Source organism: Lachnoanaerobaculum gingivalis, assembly GCF_003862475.1.
GTDB lineage: Bacteria > Bacillota > Clostridia > Lachnospirales > Lachnospiraceae > Lachnoanaerobaculum > Lachnoanaerobaculum gingivalis.
The window spans coordinates 228,952-244,072 of record NZ_RRCO01000001.1; the positions used below are offsets into that span (position 1 = coordinate 228,952).

At 38.3% G+C, this 15,121-nt stretch carries 15 protein-coding genes; 1 reads left to right on the forward strand and 14 read right to left on the reverse strand.

The features are described from left to right. Positions 1 to 13: 13 nt before the first annotated feature. From infB to EHV10_RS01115, 9 genes are all read right to left on the reverse strand, one after another. Positions 14 to 2,920 carry a translation initiation factor IF-2 gene (gene infB / locus EHV10_RS01075; protein ID WP_128673027.1) on the reverse strand — a complete coding sequence of 969 codons (2,907 nt, stop codon included), beginning with the start codon at positions 2,918 to 2,920 and terminating at the stop codon, positions 14 to 16. A 3-nt stretch (positions 2,921 to 2,923) separates the two neighbouring features. Next, positions 2,924 to 3,229 carry a L7Ae/L30e/S12e/Gadd45 family ribosomal protein gene (locus EHV10_RS01080; RefSeq protein ID WP_128673028.1) on the reverse strand — a complete coding sequence of 102 codons (306 nt, stop codon included), beginning with the start codon at positions 3,227 to 3,229 and terminating at the stop codon, positions 2,924 to 2,926. Further along, positions 3,216 to 3,500: an RNase P modulator RnpM gene (gene rnpM, locus EHV10_RS01085; RefSeq protein WP_128673029.1), complete on the reverse strand. Its 285-nt coding sequence runs from the start codon at positions 3,498 to 3,500 to the stop codon at positions 3,216 to 3,218. Before rnpM ends, EHV10_RS01080 begins: the two co-directional genes overlap by 14 nt. Next, entirely contained in the window at positions 3,478 to 4,665 is a 1,188-nt protein-coding gene (gene nusA, locus EHV10_RS01090; RefSeq protein WP_128673030.1) for a transcription termination factor NusA, read from the reverse strand. Before nusA ends, rnpM begins: the two co-directional genes overlap by 23 nt. Before the next feature lie 18 nt (positions 4,666 to 4,683). Further along, positions 4,684 to 5,190 (reverse strand): ribosome maturation factor RimP, encoded by a 507-nt coding sequence (locus EHV10_RS01095; protein ID WP_128673031.1) that lies wholly within the window; start codon positions 5,188 to 5,190, stop codon positions 4,684 to 4,686. A 76-nt stretch (positions 5,191 to 5,266) separates the two neighbouring features. Further along, positions 5,267 to 5,674 (reverse strand): type II toxin-antitoxin system tRNA(fMet)-specific endonuclease VapC, encoded by a 408-nt coding sequence (vapC, locus tag EHV10_RS01100; protein ID WP_128673032.1) that lies wholly within the window; start codon positions 5,672 to 5,674, stop codon positions 5,267 to 5,269. Then, complete coding sequence (gene vapB / locus EHV10_RS01105) at positions 5,671 to 5,898, reverse strand: type II toxin-antitoxin system antitoxin VapB (RefSeq protein WP_128673033.1); 228 nt, start codon at positions 5,896 to 5,898, stop codon at positions 5,671 to 5,673. Before vapB ends, vapC begins: the two co-directional genes overlap by 4 nt. 107 nt (positions 5,899 to 6,005) lie before the next feature. After that, on the reverse strand, positions 6,006 to 6,692 hold the full coding sequence (locus EHV10_RS01110) for an SH3 domain-containing protein (RefSeq protein WP_128673034.1): 687 nt from the start codon (positions 6,690 to 6,692) through the stop codon (positions 6,006 to 6,008). 10 nt (positions 6,693 to 6,702) lie between these two features. Then, on the reverse strand, positions 6,703 to 7,731 hold the full coding sequence (locus tag EHV10_RS01115; RefSeq protein WP_128673035.1) for an N-acetylmuramoyl-L-alanine amidase family protein: 1,029 nt from the start codon (positions 7,729 to 7,731) through the stop codon (positions 6,703 to 6,705). A gap of 265 nt (positions 7,732 to 7,996) precedes the next feature. On the opposite strand from EHV10_RS01115, the gene EHV10_RS01125 reads away from it, so the two are divergent. Further along, positions 7,997 to 9,841 carry a VWA domain-containing protein gene (locus EHV10_RS01125; protein ID WP_128673036.1) on the forward strand — a complete coding sequence of 615 codons (1,845 nt, stop codon included), beginning with the start codon at positions 7,997 to 7,999 and terminating at the stop codon, positions 9,839 to 9,841. A 73-nt stretch (positions 9,842 to 9,914) separates the two neighbouring features. Here the strand turns inward: EHV10_RS01125 and EHV10_RS01130 are convergent, their stop codons facing one another. The 5 genes from EHV10_RS01130 to pepV all read right to left on the reverse strand — a co-directional run bounded on the left by EHV10_RS01130 (position 9,915) and on the right by pepV (position 15,114). Further along, positions 9,915 to 11,045, reverse strand: a complete 1,131-nt coding sequence (locus EHV10_RS01130) for an N-acetylmuramoyl-L-alanine amidase family protein (RefSeq protein WP_128673037.1) — start codon at positions 11,043 to 11,045, stop codon at positions 9,915 to 9,917. 3 nt (positions 11,046 to 11,048) lie between these two features. Continuing rightward, a complete protein-coding gene (locus EHV10_RS01135) occupies positions 11,049 to 11,924 on the reverse strand; it encodes a MetQ/NlpA family ABC transporter substrate-binding protein (protein ID WP_128673038.1) in 876 nt (291 codons plus the stop codon). Positions 11,925 to 12,030: 106 nt separating this feature from the next. After that, the gene (locus tag EHV10_RS01140; protein ID WP_128673039.1) at positions 12,031 to 12,678 is read right to left on the reverse strand and encodes a methionine ABC transporter permease; all 648 of its coding nucleotides are present in this window, start codon (positions 12,676 to 12,678) and stop codon (positions 12,031 to 12,033) included. Between the two features lies 1 nt (position 12,679). Then, entirely contained in the window at positions 12,680 to 13,702 is a 1,023-nt protein-coding gene (locus EHV10_RS01145) for a methionine ABC transporter ATP-binding protein (protein ID WP_128673040.1), read from the reverse strand. A gap of 8 nt (positions 13,703 to 13,710) precedes the next feature. Further along, a complete protein-coding gene (gene pepV / locus EHV10_RS01150) occupies positions 13,711 to 15,114 on the reverse strand; it encodes a dipeptidase PepV (protein WP_128673041.1) in 1,404 nt (467 codons plus the stop codon). Between the last annotated feature and the right edge of the window lie 7 nt (positions 15,115 to 15,121).

The window sequence follows — 15,121 nt, forward strand, 5'->3', positions numbered from 1 at the left end:
ATTCCTTTCTTTATTATGATCTCGGAACCTCTACCATAGCATATGCTTCTACCTGGTCAAATTCCTTAATATCATTGAACTTTTCAAATACAAGACCGCATTCATATCCTGTAGCAACTTCCTTAACATCATCTTTGAATCTCTTAAGTGATGCAAGATTTCCGTCAAAGATCTGCTCTCCGTCTCTTGTAATTCTTACTTTACAACCTCTTACAAACTTACCGTCAAGTACATAGCTTCCTGCAATATTTCCGACACCTGAAGCCTTAAAGATCTGTCTGATTTCAGCATGTCCGATAACCTTCTCCTCATAGATAGGCTCAAGCATACCCTTCATAGCGCTCTCGATATCTTCAATTGCCTGATAGATTACTCTGTAAAGTCTAAGGTCTACATTCTCTCTTTCAGCTGTAGCCTTTGCCATCTGATCCGGCTTCACATTAAATCCTATAATAATTGCATTACTTGCCGCCGCAAGTACAACATCACTCTCATTGATAGCACCTACACCGCCATGAATTACCTTTACGGCAACTTCTTCATTTGAAAGTTTTGTCAGTGACTGCTTTACAGCCTCTACCGAGCCTTGAACGTCAGCCTTTACAACTATAGGAAGTTCCTTGACATTTCCCGCCTTAATCTGACTGAACAGATCGTCCAGTGAAAGTTTAGCTTTTGTATCTTCGATAAGCTTATTCTTGCTCTCTGAGATAAATGTAGCCGCAAATGCCTTTGCTTCCTTATCGTTTTCTGTAGCTACAAATACTTCACCTGCATTCGGTACGCTGTCAAGTCCCAAAATCTCAACAGGTGTTGAAGGTCCTGCGGACTTTACCTTTACTCCCTTATCATTCATCATGGCACGAACCTTACCTGAACATGATCCTGCCGCTATGAAATCTCCTACATGAAGTGTACCCTTTTGAACAAGTATTCTCGCTACAGGTCCCTTACCCTTGTCAAGCTCAGCCTCTATTACAAGACCTCTTGCCTTTCTGTTAGGATTTGCCTTAAGCTCCTTTACTTCGGCTGTAAGTATTATCATCTCAAGAAGGTTTGAGATACCCTCTCCCGTCTTTGCAGATACAGGTACGAAAATTGTGGAACCGCCCCAATCTTCAGGTATAAGCTCATACTCTGAAAGTTCCTGCTTTACCTTGTCAATATTTGCGGCCGGTCTGTCTATCTTATTGATAGCAACTATTATTTCAACTCCTGCCGCCTTTGCATGGTTTATAGCCTCTACAGTCTGCGGCATTACACCGTCATCTGCAGCTACTACAAGTATTGCTATATCTGTAGCCTGTGCACCACGCATACGCATTGCTGTAAACGCCTCATGTCCCGGTGTATCAAGGAAAGTTATAGGCTCTCCGTTTATTTTTACCATATAGGCACCGATATGCTGTGTAATACCTCCGGCCTCTCTGCTTGTAACATTTGTTTTTCTTATAGCATCCAGAAGTGATGTTTTACCGTGATCAACATGGCCCATTACAACCACTACAGGCGGTCTTGGTACCAATGTCTCTTCCGGATCCTCAGCCTCCGCCAAAAGTTCGCCGATAACATCTACCTTCTCCTCCATAGTACAGATTACATCATACTCAAGAGCAATCTCTTCAGCCTGCTCGAAAGTAAGCTCAGTATTAAGTGTAACTATCTGACCTTTTAAGAAAAGCTTCTTTACAATTGTTGACGGCTGAAGCTTAAGCTTTGAAGCAAACTCCTTGATTGTAATTGTCTCAGGAATGATGATTTCTTTGATATCATCCTGTACCTCTTCAACCTTTTGCTTTACAGGCATTATGAACGGATGCTTGCTCACCTTGCCCTTTGCAGGACCGTCCTCGGTTCTGTGCTTCTTATCGTTCTTATTATTATTTTTGTAATTATTCTTATTAACTCTGTTGGAAGTTTTCTTGCCTAAACCGTCAAGTACAGGAACTCCTGCTGCGGAATCATTTTTCTTGAATCCCTGCTGCTTGTTGTTTCCGAAACTTCTGCCGGTATTCTCATCCTTGGAGAAATCTTTATTTCTGTCATTTCTGTTGTTTCTGTCATTTGCGCCTTGGAAGTTTTTATTGTCTTTTCCGGCAAAGTTTCTGTTTCTGTCGTTATTTCCGGCACCGTCTCTGCCCTTTGAGTTTCTGTCGTTCTTAAAGTTTCCCTTTTGATCCTTATCTTTGTTAAAAGGCTTTTTATCTCTGTTTTGAGGACGAGAATCCTTACCTCTTGCCTTATCTCTTTCTTCTCTTTCTTTGAAGATATTTCTTATAGGCTGAGCACTTTCCTTAGCCTTTTTAGCGGCTTCCATCTCCGCATAGACATTTCTCGGTTTAGCAGGCTCTACACTCTCCTGAACCTGTGCCATCTTCTCCTCTGTAACAACAGGTGTTTTACTCTCCACCTGTGCTACAGGCTCTTTTGCTGTAACAACTTCCTCTGTCTTTACAGTTTCAACCGACTTTTCTTCTTTCTTTATTTCTTTTGAAATGTCAGATTTTGAAACCTCGGTTTTCTTCTCTTCCGTAGCCTTCTTTTGAGGCTGCTTTATTGCTTCCACATCCTTTTTTGTATTCTTCTTAGGAGCTGCAGCTGATTTTGAACCCGACTTTTTTGCAGGCATCTGCTGTGCATTCTGCGGTCTGAATACTACAACCTTTTTCTTAGGTGCCTCCTCCTTCTTTGCTTCCAATACTTCCTGTGTGGTCTCTACCGTTCTGTTGTCTTTAATATTTTCTTTATTATTATTCACTACTTTATTTCCATCTATTTTATTGAATTTTTCTCTAAGCATTTTTTCTTCATCAGCTGATATATTTGACATGGCCACCTTTGATATACCCTTCTCCTTCAAATATGCTATCAACTCATTATTATTTTTGCCTATTTCTTTTGCCAGATCGTTTACTCTCAATTATCATTCCTCCGTGATTTTTAATATTGCATTTTTAAATCCGTCCTCAGTTAATGTTATTGATGATCTAAGCCCTTTGCCCAAAATCATTCCCAAATCTTCCTTTGTGGAATATATTAATATCGGAACATGATAAAATTTACATTTATCTTCAAATTTCTTCTTCGTGTTTTCAGATGCGTCCGTTGCTATTATTACCAGCCTCGCTTTACCGGATTTTATGCATTTTTCAACCGAAAACTCTCCCGACACCACTTTACCTGCTTTCATAGCAAGTCCGATTAAATTTAATATCCTATCTCTTGCCAAGTTCCGCCATCTCCTCACTAAGCTTTAATAAAACATCAGTATCAACATTCATCTTAAAGGCTCTGTTAAGTCCATTGGTCTTTATTGCTTTTTGCAGACAATCTATATTATTGCATATATAAGCACCTCTTCCGTTTGCTCTGCCGGTACTGTCTAAAAGCATTTCTCCTTCAGGTGTCCTTACTATTCTTATCAATTCTTTTTTAGGCTTTGACTCATTACATCCGATGCATTTTCTTTGAGGTGTTTTATTCTTCAATGTCGTTGTCATCTTTTGTTTCTGCCTCAGCATCAAGTTCTTCAGTATCCGGTGTATATCTCTCGTCAGCAGGCATATCATCAGACATATCGTCACTGCCGTCCAAAGAATCAAATACTCCCATTTCTCTTGCCTGACTCTCACTCTTTATATCTATCTTATATCCTGTAAGTCTGGCTGCAAGTCTTGCATTCTGTCCTTCCTTACCAATGGCAAGTGAAAGTTGATAGTCCGGAACTATTACATCAGCTTCTTTTGTTTCTTCATCCGCCACAACAGCAATTACCTTTGCAGGTGAAAGTGCATTCTCTATCAAGTATCCCGGATTTTCATCCCAGTTTACTATATCGACTTTCTCTCCTCTAAGTTCTTCCACTACAGCATTTACTCTGACACCGTCAACACCTACACAGGCACCTACAGGATCAATATCGGCTTCATGGCTGCATACGGCAATCTTTGTTCTTGATCCGGCCTCTCTTGAGATTGACTTTATCTCTACCACGCCGTCTCTAATTTCAGGTACTTCAGATTCGAAGAGTCTCTTGACAAATTCGGGATGTGTTCTTGATACCGATATTCTCGGTCCCTTAGGATTGTCCTTTACCTCCAACACAAATACCTTCAATCTGTCTCCGAGTTTTAATTCTTCTCCTTTTACCTGCTCACTCTCTGCAAGCACGGCATCTATTCTGCCAAGATTGATTGCAATATTCTTACCCATAAATCTTGTAACAACACCGCTTACTATATCTCTTTCCTTCATATAGTAGTCGTTGAATATCACTTTTCTCTCTTCTTCTCTTATCTTTTGTAAGATAACATTTTTGGCAACACCGGCAGCGATTCTTCCGAATTCCTTTGAAATAACCGGTACAAGTACTGTATCACCAATGCTTAAATTAGGATTTTGCATTCTGGCATCTGCAAGCGATATCTTTGTTGCCTTGTCTTCTATAGTAGGCTTGCTGCCCAAAGTATCTACAACTTCCTTTGCCTGTATTATGGAATAATCACATGTATTCGGATTTACACTTACCTTTACATTATCTGCCGTTCCGAAATTGTTTTTACATGCGGAGATTAAAGAGTTCTCAATTGCTTCCAAAATTGCCGCCTTACTTATATTTTTTTCTTTTTCCAGGAGATCAAGTGCCTCCAGTAATTCCTTATTCATCCTTTGTATTATCCTCCGTTAAAAATCTATCTTTAATCTGATATTTGCAATTTCTTTTTTTGTAAAGACTTCGTCCCCATCTTCTGTTTCTACGGTAATATTTTCACCGTCAAATGCCTTTAATATTCCTTCAAAATCTTTAACACCTTCTCTTGCCTTATAGAGCTTGAGTTCCACTTCCTTTCCAAGTTCTCTTATGAAATCCTTGTCCTTTTTTAGTGCTCTTCCAAGTCCCGGAGATGAAACCTCCAGAATATATCCCTCTTCAATAAAGTCCTTTTCATCCAGCCAGTCGCTAAGATGCCTTGAAATTTCGACACAGTCATCTATTCCTATGCCGCCTTCTTTGTCCATATCACAGTATGCTCTTAAGTAGTACTCGCCCGCCTCTTTTACAAACTCGACATCCACCACTTCAAATTGGAGCGCACTGCTAAGTTTTTCCAAGAACTCTTCCGTTCTTTTTACATAAGTTTCACTTTTGCTCATTTCTATCCTTTCATATGCATAAAAAAGTGGACCCATCGGCCCACTTTCCTGTCAAACATATTTTAATTACTATAGCACATTCCTTACATAAATGCAAGGGGGAAATCGGATTTCATGCTTGCTTGACCCAATTACATACTTCTAAATTTGGTACTCTCATAAACTCTTTAATGTTGTTGGTTACTATAGAATAACCTAGCGACTGCGCATGAGCAGCTATCATCATATCAAGAGGACCTATCGGTGTTCTTTGTTTTTCCAAATATGTCCTTATCTTTCCATAATTATTTGCTGCGTTAATATCAAAATCCAACACCTCTATATTCGACAGCAGTAATGTCAGCGCAAGTCTGTTTTTATCAACTGCCATACTTTTCTCGACATCGTGTATAAGCTCCGCATATGTTATAGCGGAAATACATATTTCCGTAGGATCATGTCTTTTCAGTTCTTTTACTACACTCTCCGGTTTGTTCTTTATTATATATATGCATATATTTGTATCCAACATATATCTCATAGTTCTTCTCTCTTTTGAACCTGGATTTCTCCTCTGTCAACCATAAAATCATCTGAAAACATATCTATGGCTGTAATAAATGAATCCCACTTACTGTTTTTCGGCAATAAAATTAATACATCGCCAATTTTATTTACCATAACTTCATCACAGCAAAATCTATACTCCTTAGGCAATCTTACCGCCTGACTTCTACCATTTTCAAAAATTTTTGCTGACAACATAAAATCACCGTCCTTTCACAAATAGTATATATCAAGATATATATTCGGTCAATATTTATTATAATTATCTTTATGGCAAGTAATGCAGCTGTCTGAACAATAAAATATCAATATGCATCAATATATACTGCCAATGCATATCCTTCCATTCCATCATAATTGATATAATAAAATCCGTTTTCTGCCCCGCTATAAACTGTAACTATAGATCCAAGCGGGATCTTTGTAATCTCCTCTCCCTTTGTGCTTGGGATCCTACGAAGTGTTATATATTCATTACATCTTACCACTTTTCCTGCCCATACCGTGCTTGATGTTGTAGAGGCAACATAATGATCATACGGGTCGACACTTAAATATGATGCCAGCGCATAACCTGTACTGCCGTTGTAGCTTACTTTATAAAAACCGTTTGCCGCATTCTCCATAAAACTTACCGCTGCACCTAAAGGTATCTGCCTTATCTCCTTCGCATTTGTAGAATCTGATACACGAAGCGTAATGCTTTCATTGCAATTCACTACATAAAGAGTTGTTAGAACCTGAGCCTGAGTAACAGCTGCAGTTTGAGGCTGTGTCTCCTGCAAAGGTGCTGACTGTGTAACCTCTGCTACTGTTTCCTGAACAGCAGACATCTCAGCTATGTTGCTTTCCTCTTCTGTTTCGGACTCATCCTTACTTTCTACTACAGTTTCAGTATCACCTCCAAATTTTATGGTAATACTTTTCGAACCGCAACCTGACAAAATACATATACTCGTTAATACACAAATTAAATATATTATTTTTCTCATAAAACCTCCACTACTTGTTAAAGTACTGATCTATAGCATTTGCCATTGAACTTGCAATTTCATCTTTTTTCGTTGAGAGTATCTTGGCATCGGTAGTGTTGTCGGCAAATCCGACTTCTACCAAGCAAGTGGGAATAGTTGAATATGAAAATATTCTAAGAACTGCCGTATGTGTTCCCTTATTTTTCAATCCGGTAGCCTGGGTAATATTGCTTTCCATATTTTCAGCTAGTTTCTTTGACAATTCTATATTTGTTTTTGTAATTCCCATTATACTTGTATATCCCGGATAAGTACTACCTGATATATAGTCACTATCTCCCGGATAGAAGCTTAGAGTTCCCGAATTCTTACCTGTATTTGAATGAATTGATACCATTATATCCGAAGTCTCCCCGGCTAAAGCACTTCTGGCACCGTTTGAAATATTTTGATTAAAATCCGTTCTGCTCATAACTACACGATACCCCTTATTAATAAGCAACTGCTTAAGTTTCAGCGCTACCTTAAGGCTAAATTCCGGCTCCGTCTCTGTTTTATCATAGATATTCTTACTGTCTCTTGCTTCAACACCTACTCCATAGCCCTTTTCACCTACCATAGAAGTCTTCATAGGCTTTAATAGTACATCCTCGACAGGATAATATTTTTCCCTTTTTTGATTGGCTTCAGGTGCATTATTGTCACCATGTCCGGGATCTACAAATACGGTATGTCCATTGAATACTTCAGGTTCAAATACATATGCCTTATAATCCGGCGTGCTTCCGTCAGCATTTTTCCACAAGTACTGTCTGTACTTGGAATTTTCACTTAGATAATAAACACCTTTATCCGTAATTATGTTACTCTTTCCCTCTGAATTCTTATCCTCCTGCTGATTAGCTGCCTGGGTGGCGGCTGTAGTCTCTGCAGTACCATATCTTATAACAGGTGTTACTTTCCTTTTTGCCATACCGGCACTTACACTTATACTTGCTACTGCCGAAATAGCCAATACACATGCACATAACAAATTATACTTTTTAATTCTTCTCATATTCACTCCTTACTTTGTATATCCCATCTCCTTTTCAAAGGCTATTATCAAATTTCTGTTTTGTATCTCAATATCGCTCAGCATATTGTCGTTAAATTGTTTTGCAGGTATGGTCCCGTACATGCTCATTCTCCCTTATCTTCTTTATATAATAATTTTACCATAAATTTTTCATGAATACTATATAATCGACCTCTGTTCCTGATTTACACTTAATATTTTAAGATGTATAATATTAATAATAAAGTAAGGAGTTTTATTGGATATGAAAAAAGTCTTAATTGCTGTTACTTTCTTGACTCTGTCGATTTCTATGACTGCATGCGGCTTTGTTGACAAGGGCAGTCTGAAAAAAATAACTGAAGGTCAGGAGTTCAACGCATGGGAAATGGACCTGGTGGAAAAACTTGAATCTTACGGTCTGGAGGACAATGAAAAAGAGAGACTTCAAAAGATTGATACCGAATGTGATGATATCGGAGACAATGATTACAAGAATCAGCTTTTGATTGCAAAAAAGCTTGTCAAACTAACTTCACAAATAGAATCAAGAATTGAAACTTCAGCTAAAGAACTTGTAGAAAAATTAGATAATGCAGATGTACCCTATGCTTCAGAAGATGAAAAGAAAAAGCTTACAGAATACAGTGAAAACATTTCCGAGATGATAAAAAACCATAATTTTATCAATTACAAGGAGGTTTCGGAAAACTGGAGTAAGCTTGTGGAATACTCAAGTACGAAGCTTACCGGTTTAGATGTAAATATAGTCCAATTTGACTACACCAATTATCCTACAGTCAGAATGTATGTGGATGTAAAGGACTCTTCGGGTGATGTTGTCACAAATCTCTCACCAAATATGTTCTATGTATCTGAAAAAAGTGTTGCAAACGGTGACTTTCAGTCTGTAACAATTAAAAATATTTCAATGCTTGACCAAAAGGATGCGTTAAATATTGATATGGTTGCAGATACAAGTGCAAGTATGGAAGGCGAAAGACTTGGCAGTGCAAAAACTGTAATGTCCACTTTCCTTAATACCGTTCAATTTAATGTGGGCGATAAAGTAAAGCTTACAGAGTTCAACTCATATATTGATAAAAGCGGTGTATTCACATCCGATGTAAACGCGTTAAACCAAAAGATTTTTTCATATATCGCATCAGGACAAACTAAGCTGTATGATACACTTATCTATGCCGTTCAGGATGTATCCGGAATACCCGGGGCAAAATGTGTCCTTGCTTTTACAGACGGCGAAGATGTCGGAAGCTACAACAGTGCAAATGATGTTATCAATGTGGTGTCGGCATATAAGATTCCTGTTTACATAGTCAGAATAGGTGATAATTACAGTGCAAATGACAGCGATCTTATTCAGATTACTTCCGCCTCAGGTGGTGAATTTAAATACTTCAACTCTTTCGGTATGGATATGGGCAATTTCTACAGCAGCATCTACAAGGGTATGAAACAGTACTATGAAATAGAATATGAAATACCTGATCCAACTAATTATACAGATAAGAGAGATATCAGTGTATATGTGAAGGGAGACGGAGTCGGAGGAAGTGCGGATATGGAAACAAACTCAGGAAATGACTTCTTCAACACTCTTCTCGGTAATTTCCTAAGAAGCTATATTGAAGATATGAATGCACACAGCTATAATCAGATGGCTTCAAAAATTGACGATACCGTAAGTCCTACAGATGAAACCGGACTTAAATATCAGATGACTAAACAGGTTACAGGTGGTTTTGCCAATGTAGTAAGTGAAAGTCTTATGTCCTACAATGTAAGTTCTATAACTGTGGTGGATGAAAACACCATAAAACTTGCTACCAACGAAGACTATGATGTTATACTTGACAGAAAATATTCTTCGTTTACAGGAGACAAGCTGACTCAAGTCAATACCACTCTATATAAAAACTCATGGAGTGCAAATGCCGACAGTCAGATACGTATATGGGAAAGAGTAAACCAAAAGCCTGAATATATTCTAAAGAAAGGCAGTGACGGTATATGGAGATTCTCACAATACTCTGTAGACCCCGGATCCAATGCAACCATTGCAATATATGATGCCATGGTTATTTACTAAAATAGCAAAACTCCTCAGTCGGTTATATCTGCTGAGGAGTTTTATTTGTAATAATTTTTATTTGTATTAATTTTTAAAATCCGAAACCTGCAGCTATTGACTTGGCATCCGCATCAACCCATTTATTTATTAAATCGGATTGCATAGCCTTTTTTCTGACTTCAGGCACCGAGTGAAAACCATGTTCCACTATCATTCCGGGTACTCCGGCTACATTTGCACCTCTAAGTACACCGTAATAGTCTCCGTTTTCTCCCATTCTATAGTATACACTGCCGTTTATTGTAATACTGTCATTTTTAGCAACAGTCCACTCACTTAAGGAACCTTTTTTAACGGAATCAAAGTCCTTACTCTTTGCAAGTCCCTCATTAAAGTTTACAATTGATAAATTCTCACCTATATTATTGGCAATATTTATACATATATCATTCTCTTTTGCAAGTGAATTTAATATTATAAGCGGCTTATTAATTGTAACAGGCTGTGAATTTGTAGGATACCCGTTTGCATGTGAATTATTTGAATTCGTATGCAATGATATAAACAAATCCGCACCGCTTCTTCCCGCCATATCTCCTCTAAGTGAAATATGACCGCCATCCAGATTTTTATCTGTAAATCCGTCAATTGTAATACTTTCCGTTGTTCTTGTAAGAACACAAGATATACCGTAGTTTTTCTTTAAACTGTCTCTTAAGGCCAATCCCAGCTTTAATACCGCCATAGATTCAGAGTAACCGTAACCGTCCTCTCCTTCTATCGCATTCTTTGTCTGAAAATGTCCCGGATCAATACATATAAGGATATTACTTGCAAATATTGATTTACCCTTTACCTGCTTCCCGTTTTTTAAATATGCGTCCACTCTGTACTCATATTTTACATATCCGTTTGTACTTATTTTATCGGTATAAGAAATATTTCCTGTTTTATTTACATCCTTGGATGAAATTCTCTTTATCTCTTTGAAGTCCTTTGCAGATGCATCCTTTCTAAGGATTACATATCTGTCGACTTCATTTATACTGTTGCCTGAAAAAAACAGATTAATCTCATTTTTTGACTTTCTTTCAAAATCAATACTGTCAAGAGTCGTCTTTACACTTGCCTCTGAAGCAAATGTAATCTTTCCGACAGAAACAAAAGCAAATACACAGGCAATCAGAGTAAATATAATCTTTATCCCTGTAAATCTACTCATAGATTAGAACATCGGTACAACAGCACCATTGTACTTACTTTCTATAAATTTCTTTACAGTATCGCTTTCAAGAGCCTTTATAAGTGCAAGAGTTGCATCAGATTTCTCATCACCCTCTCTTACAGCTATAATATTTGCATATGTTGTAGCCGCAAGTGACTTGGAATCCTCTATAGCGAGTGCATCGCTTACCTTTAATCCAGCCTCGATTGCATAGTTTCCGTTTACAACGGCAACGTCAACATCTTTAAGTGTTCTTGCAACCTGTGCAGCCTCAATTTCCTGAATATCAAGATTCTTAGGATTTTCTAAGATATCCTGCTTTGTAGCATTGATTCCTACGCCCTCTTTTAACTTTATAAGTCCGTTTGCCTCAAGTAAGAGCAATGCTCTTGCCTCATTTGTGGCATCATTCGGCACTGAAATCTTTGCACCGTCTGCAAGTGCATCAAGTGATGCAGTCTTTCCCGCATAGATACCGAAAGGCTCATAATGGATTGCACCGGCTGAAACAAGAGTTGTATTGTGCTCTTTATTAAAGTTCTCAAGGTATGGATAATGCTGGAAGTAGTTCGCATCCAATTCCTTTGTATCAAGAGCCACATTCGGCTGGATATAATCATTATACTCAACTATCTTTAAATCATAGCCTTCTTTGTTCAACTCTTTTCTTGCAGCCTCTAAAATTTCCGCATGTGGTGCAGGAGTTGCTCCTACAGTGATTGTCTTTAAATCTTTTGAAACTGCACTTGTTTCTGCCGACTCACTGACAGACTCACTTGCGCTTTCACTTGTTTTTGTATCTGCAGCCTTCTTTCCACATCCTGCAAGTGCAAGAAGTGATACCAAACCTAATGCTAATAATATTCTTTTTTTCATTTATTATTCCTCCTTAAATTTCATATACAATTTATAGACCATACAATGTATTATGTCAATGATTTAGCCTACATATGTTTATAGTCTTTTTTTATAACCTGTTATATTACCTGATTCTCTTATCGGAGCTCTTTGAACTTCTCATAAAAATTTCCTGTATTATTTGAACCAAAATTACAAGGATTGCTACGGTAATAAACATTATATCTGTCTGATATCTGTAATATCCGTAGTTTATGGCAATTGTTCCAAGACCGCCGCCACCTGTAAATCCCGCCATTGCAGAATATCCGAGTATTGTTGTAACGGATATTGCAGCACCTACAAGAAGAGAAGGCTTTGACTCCGGTAAAAGCACTTTAAAAATTATCTGAGCATTACTTGCACCCATTGACTTTGCAGCCTCTATTACGCCCGCATCCACTTCTTTGAGTGAAGACTCAACCATTCTGGCGATATAAGGTGCCGCCGCTATAACAAGAGGCGGTATAACCGCAACAGGTCCTATTGATGTTCCAACTATAATTCTTGTAAGAGGTATTACCATAATAAGTAAGATCATAAACGGAACCGAACGTATAAGATTTATAATCATACCCAATATACCGTTTAACTTAGGCATAGGCTTTATACCTGTATTATCTGTAACAACCAAAACAACCCCAAGCGGAATACCTATAAGGTATGAAAAGAATGATGAAGCAACAGTCATTAATAAAGTCTCAAACAGACCTTTTAAAATCATTGATGTCATATTAATCTATCAGCTCCTTTCCTTCGGTCAATTCCACCTCATGGTATACCACGCCTATACTGTCAAGATATCTTTTCGCCTTTACCGCTTCTTCTTCACCGGATATCTGAACAATCATATGACCTACTGCAGAACCTCCGATATCTTTAGTCTGTGCATAAAGAATATTAACAGGAATTCCGCAGGATAAAATCATATTTGAGAGTACAGGCTCAAAAGAGCTTCTGCCGTCAAATTCTATTCGAAGTTTAACTCCTGATACAATTTCTTTATTCGGCAATACATCGCCGAGTATAAGCTTTTTACCTATTTCAGACTGCGGATTTGCAAAGATGTCCTCGACTCTGCCCATCTCTGCAATACGGCTGTTTTCAATAATTGCAACTCTGTCGCAGATACTCTCAATAACTTTCATCTCATGAGTTATTACTATCACCGTAATTCCCATATTTTTATTTATATCTTTTATAAGATCAAGTATCTGCTTTGTAGTCTTAGGATCCAGTGCTGATGTAGCCTCATCACATAATAAGAGCTTCGGATTTGTAGCAATAGCTCTTGCAATAGCCACTCTTTGCTTTTGTCCTCCTGAAAGCTGTGCCGGATATGCCTTTTCTCTATCCGAGAGTCCCACCAGCTTCAGTAACTCTTTTGCCCTTTTTACAGCCGCAGCTCTTGGAACACCGCTTATTTCTAAAGGAAAGCACACATTATTCAGTATATTTCTTTGTGAAAGCAAGTTGAACTGCTGAAATATCATTCCCATATTCCTTCTTACACTTCTTATACCGTACTCCCCCATATTCTTTAGAGGTTTACCTTCAAAGTAAACGTCTCCTTCTGTCGGCACCTCAAGATAGTTGATACATCTGACCAAAGTAGACTTGCCTGCTCCTGATAAACCTATTATTCCGAATATTTCCCCTCTGTTTATATCCAGATTTATATCATCCAGGGCCTTTACATCTCCGTTCTTTGTATGAAAGACTTTGCCCATGGACTTTAAGCTTACAATAGAATCCATACTCCCCCTTAATTACACAACTCCACTATGGACTGTGCAAATATTTTTGCTGAAGCAATAAGCTCATCTATTACAACAAACTCGTCAGCTCCATGCATTTTTGTATCCGTACCCGGGAAAACCGCACCGAATGCTACACCGTTTTCAATATTGTGCACATAAGTACCGCCTCCCATGGCAATACATTCTCCCTTAAGACCTGTGTAGTCCTCATATATTGAGAGCAATGTCTTTACAAAAGTTGAATTTTCGTCTACCTCATGTGGTGCCAAAACCGAATCATTTAAAAATTCCACATCTATGTCTGCAAATTTTTCCCTGACGGTTTTTAGTATCTTATCTCCGTCACCGCTTACAGGGATTCTGCTGTCAAAGAATCCGTGCATTATATTATTCTTTAAAGTAAGCATTGAAAAAGCAAGTGTAAGTGCACCGCTTTTTTCATCCTCTACGGCAATGCCCATCGCCTCACCCTTTGTATCTCCATGCGGCATAAGAGAGTATAATTTCTTTATTGTCTCTATCTTCTTTGAAGGTGAAAAATCAAGTCTGCAAAGCAGTTCCAAAAGTCCTGTTATAGCGTTATTACCGTTCTCAGGAGTTGATGCATGTGCATTTGCACCAAGTGCCGTAATCTCAAAAACTGGCACAAGATCGTACTTAAACTGTATACCTGTTTCCTTGGTTACTTCCTTGGCTTTTGCCTCAACTTCTTCTATACCAAATCCCTCTATAACCGCTTTTGCCTTTGGTGGAACCACATTTACCTTTGTACCTGCTTCAATACTTACAAGTCTTTTTTCCCCGGCATCTTCAAGAGCGGCTGAAAACTCACCCTGTAACTGTCCTTTTTCAATATTCACTACCGGAAATTCTCCGTCAGGTGAGAATGTCATAGGTGCTTCCTTTTCTTTTGTGTAATAATGCTTTATGCAGCTGCTGCCACACTCCTCATCCGTACCCAAAACAAGTCTTGTATTCTTTTTTACAGGTATGTTCAAATCCTTAACCGCACGAAGAGCAAAAAGTGCCGCAACTGCAGGCCCCTTATCATCTGAAGTTCCTCTTCCGTAGATTTTTCCGTCTATTTCCTTAGGCTCAAAAGGTGCTGTAACGCTCCATCCTTCTCCCTCAGGTACTACATCCAAATGAGCAAGTATATCAAGTCCCTTTTCTTTATTATTGAGATCTATTGCACCTACATAATTATCATAGTTTGTTATGTCAAAACCGTACTTTTGTGCAATACTGAGTGCCATAGTAAGTGCTCTTTTTGGACCTTCTCCAAATGGTGCACCCTCCACATACTCGCCTCTTGTACTGTTTATAGAGCAGAGCTTAATGATATCGGCTACCATCTCATCTCTGTGCTCATCTATATATTTTTCTATTTCCTGTCTGTATTTTCTCATAATGTTC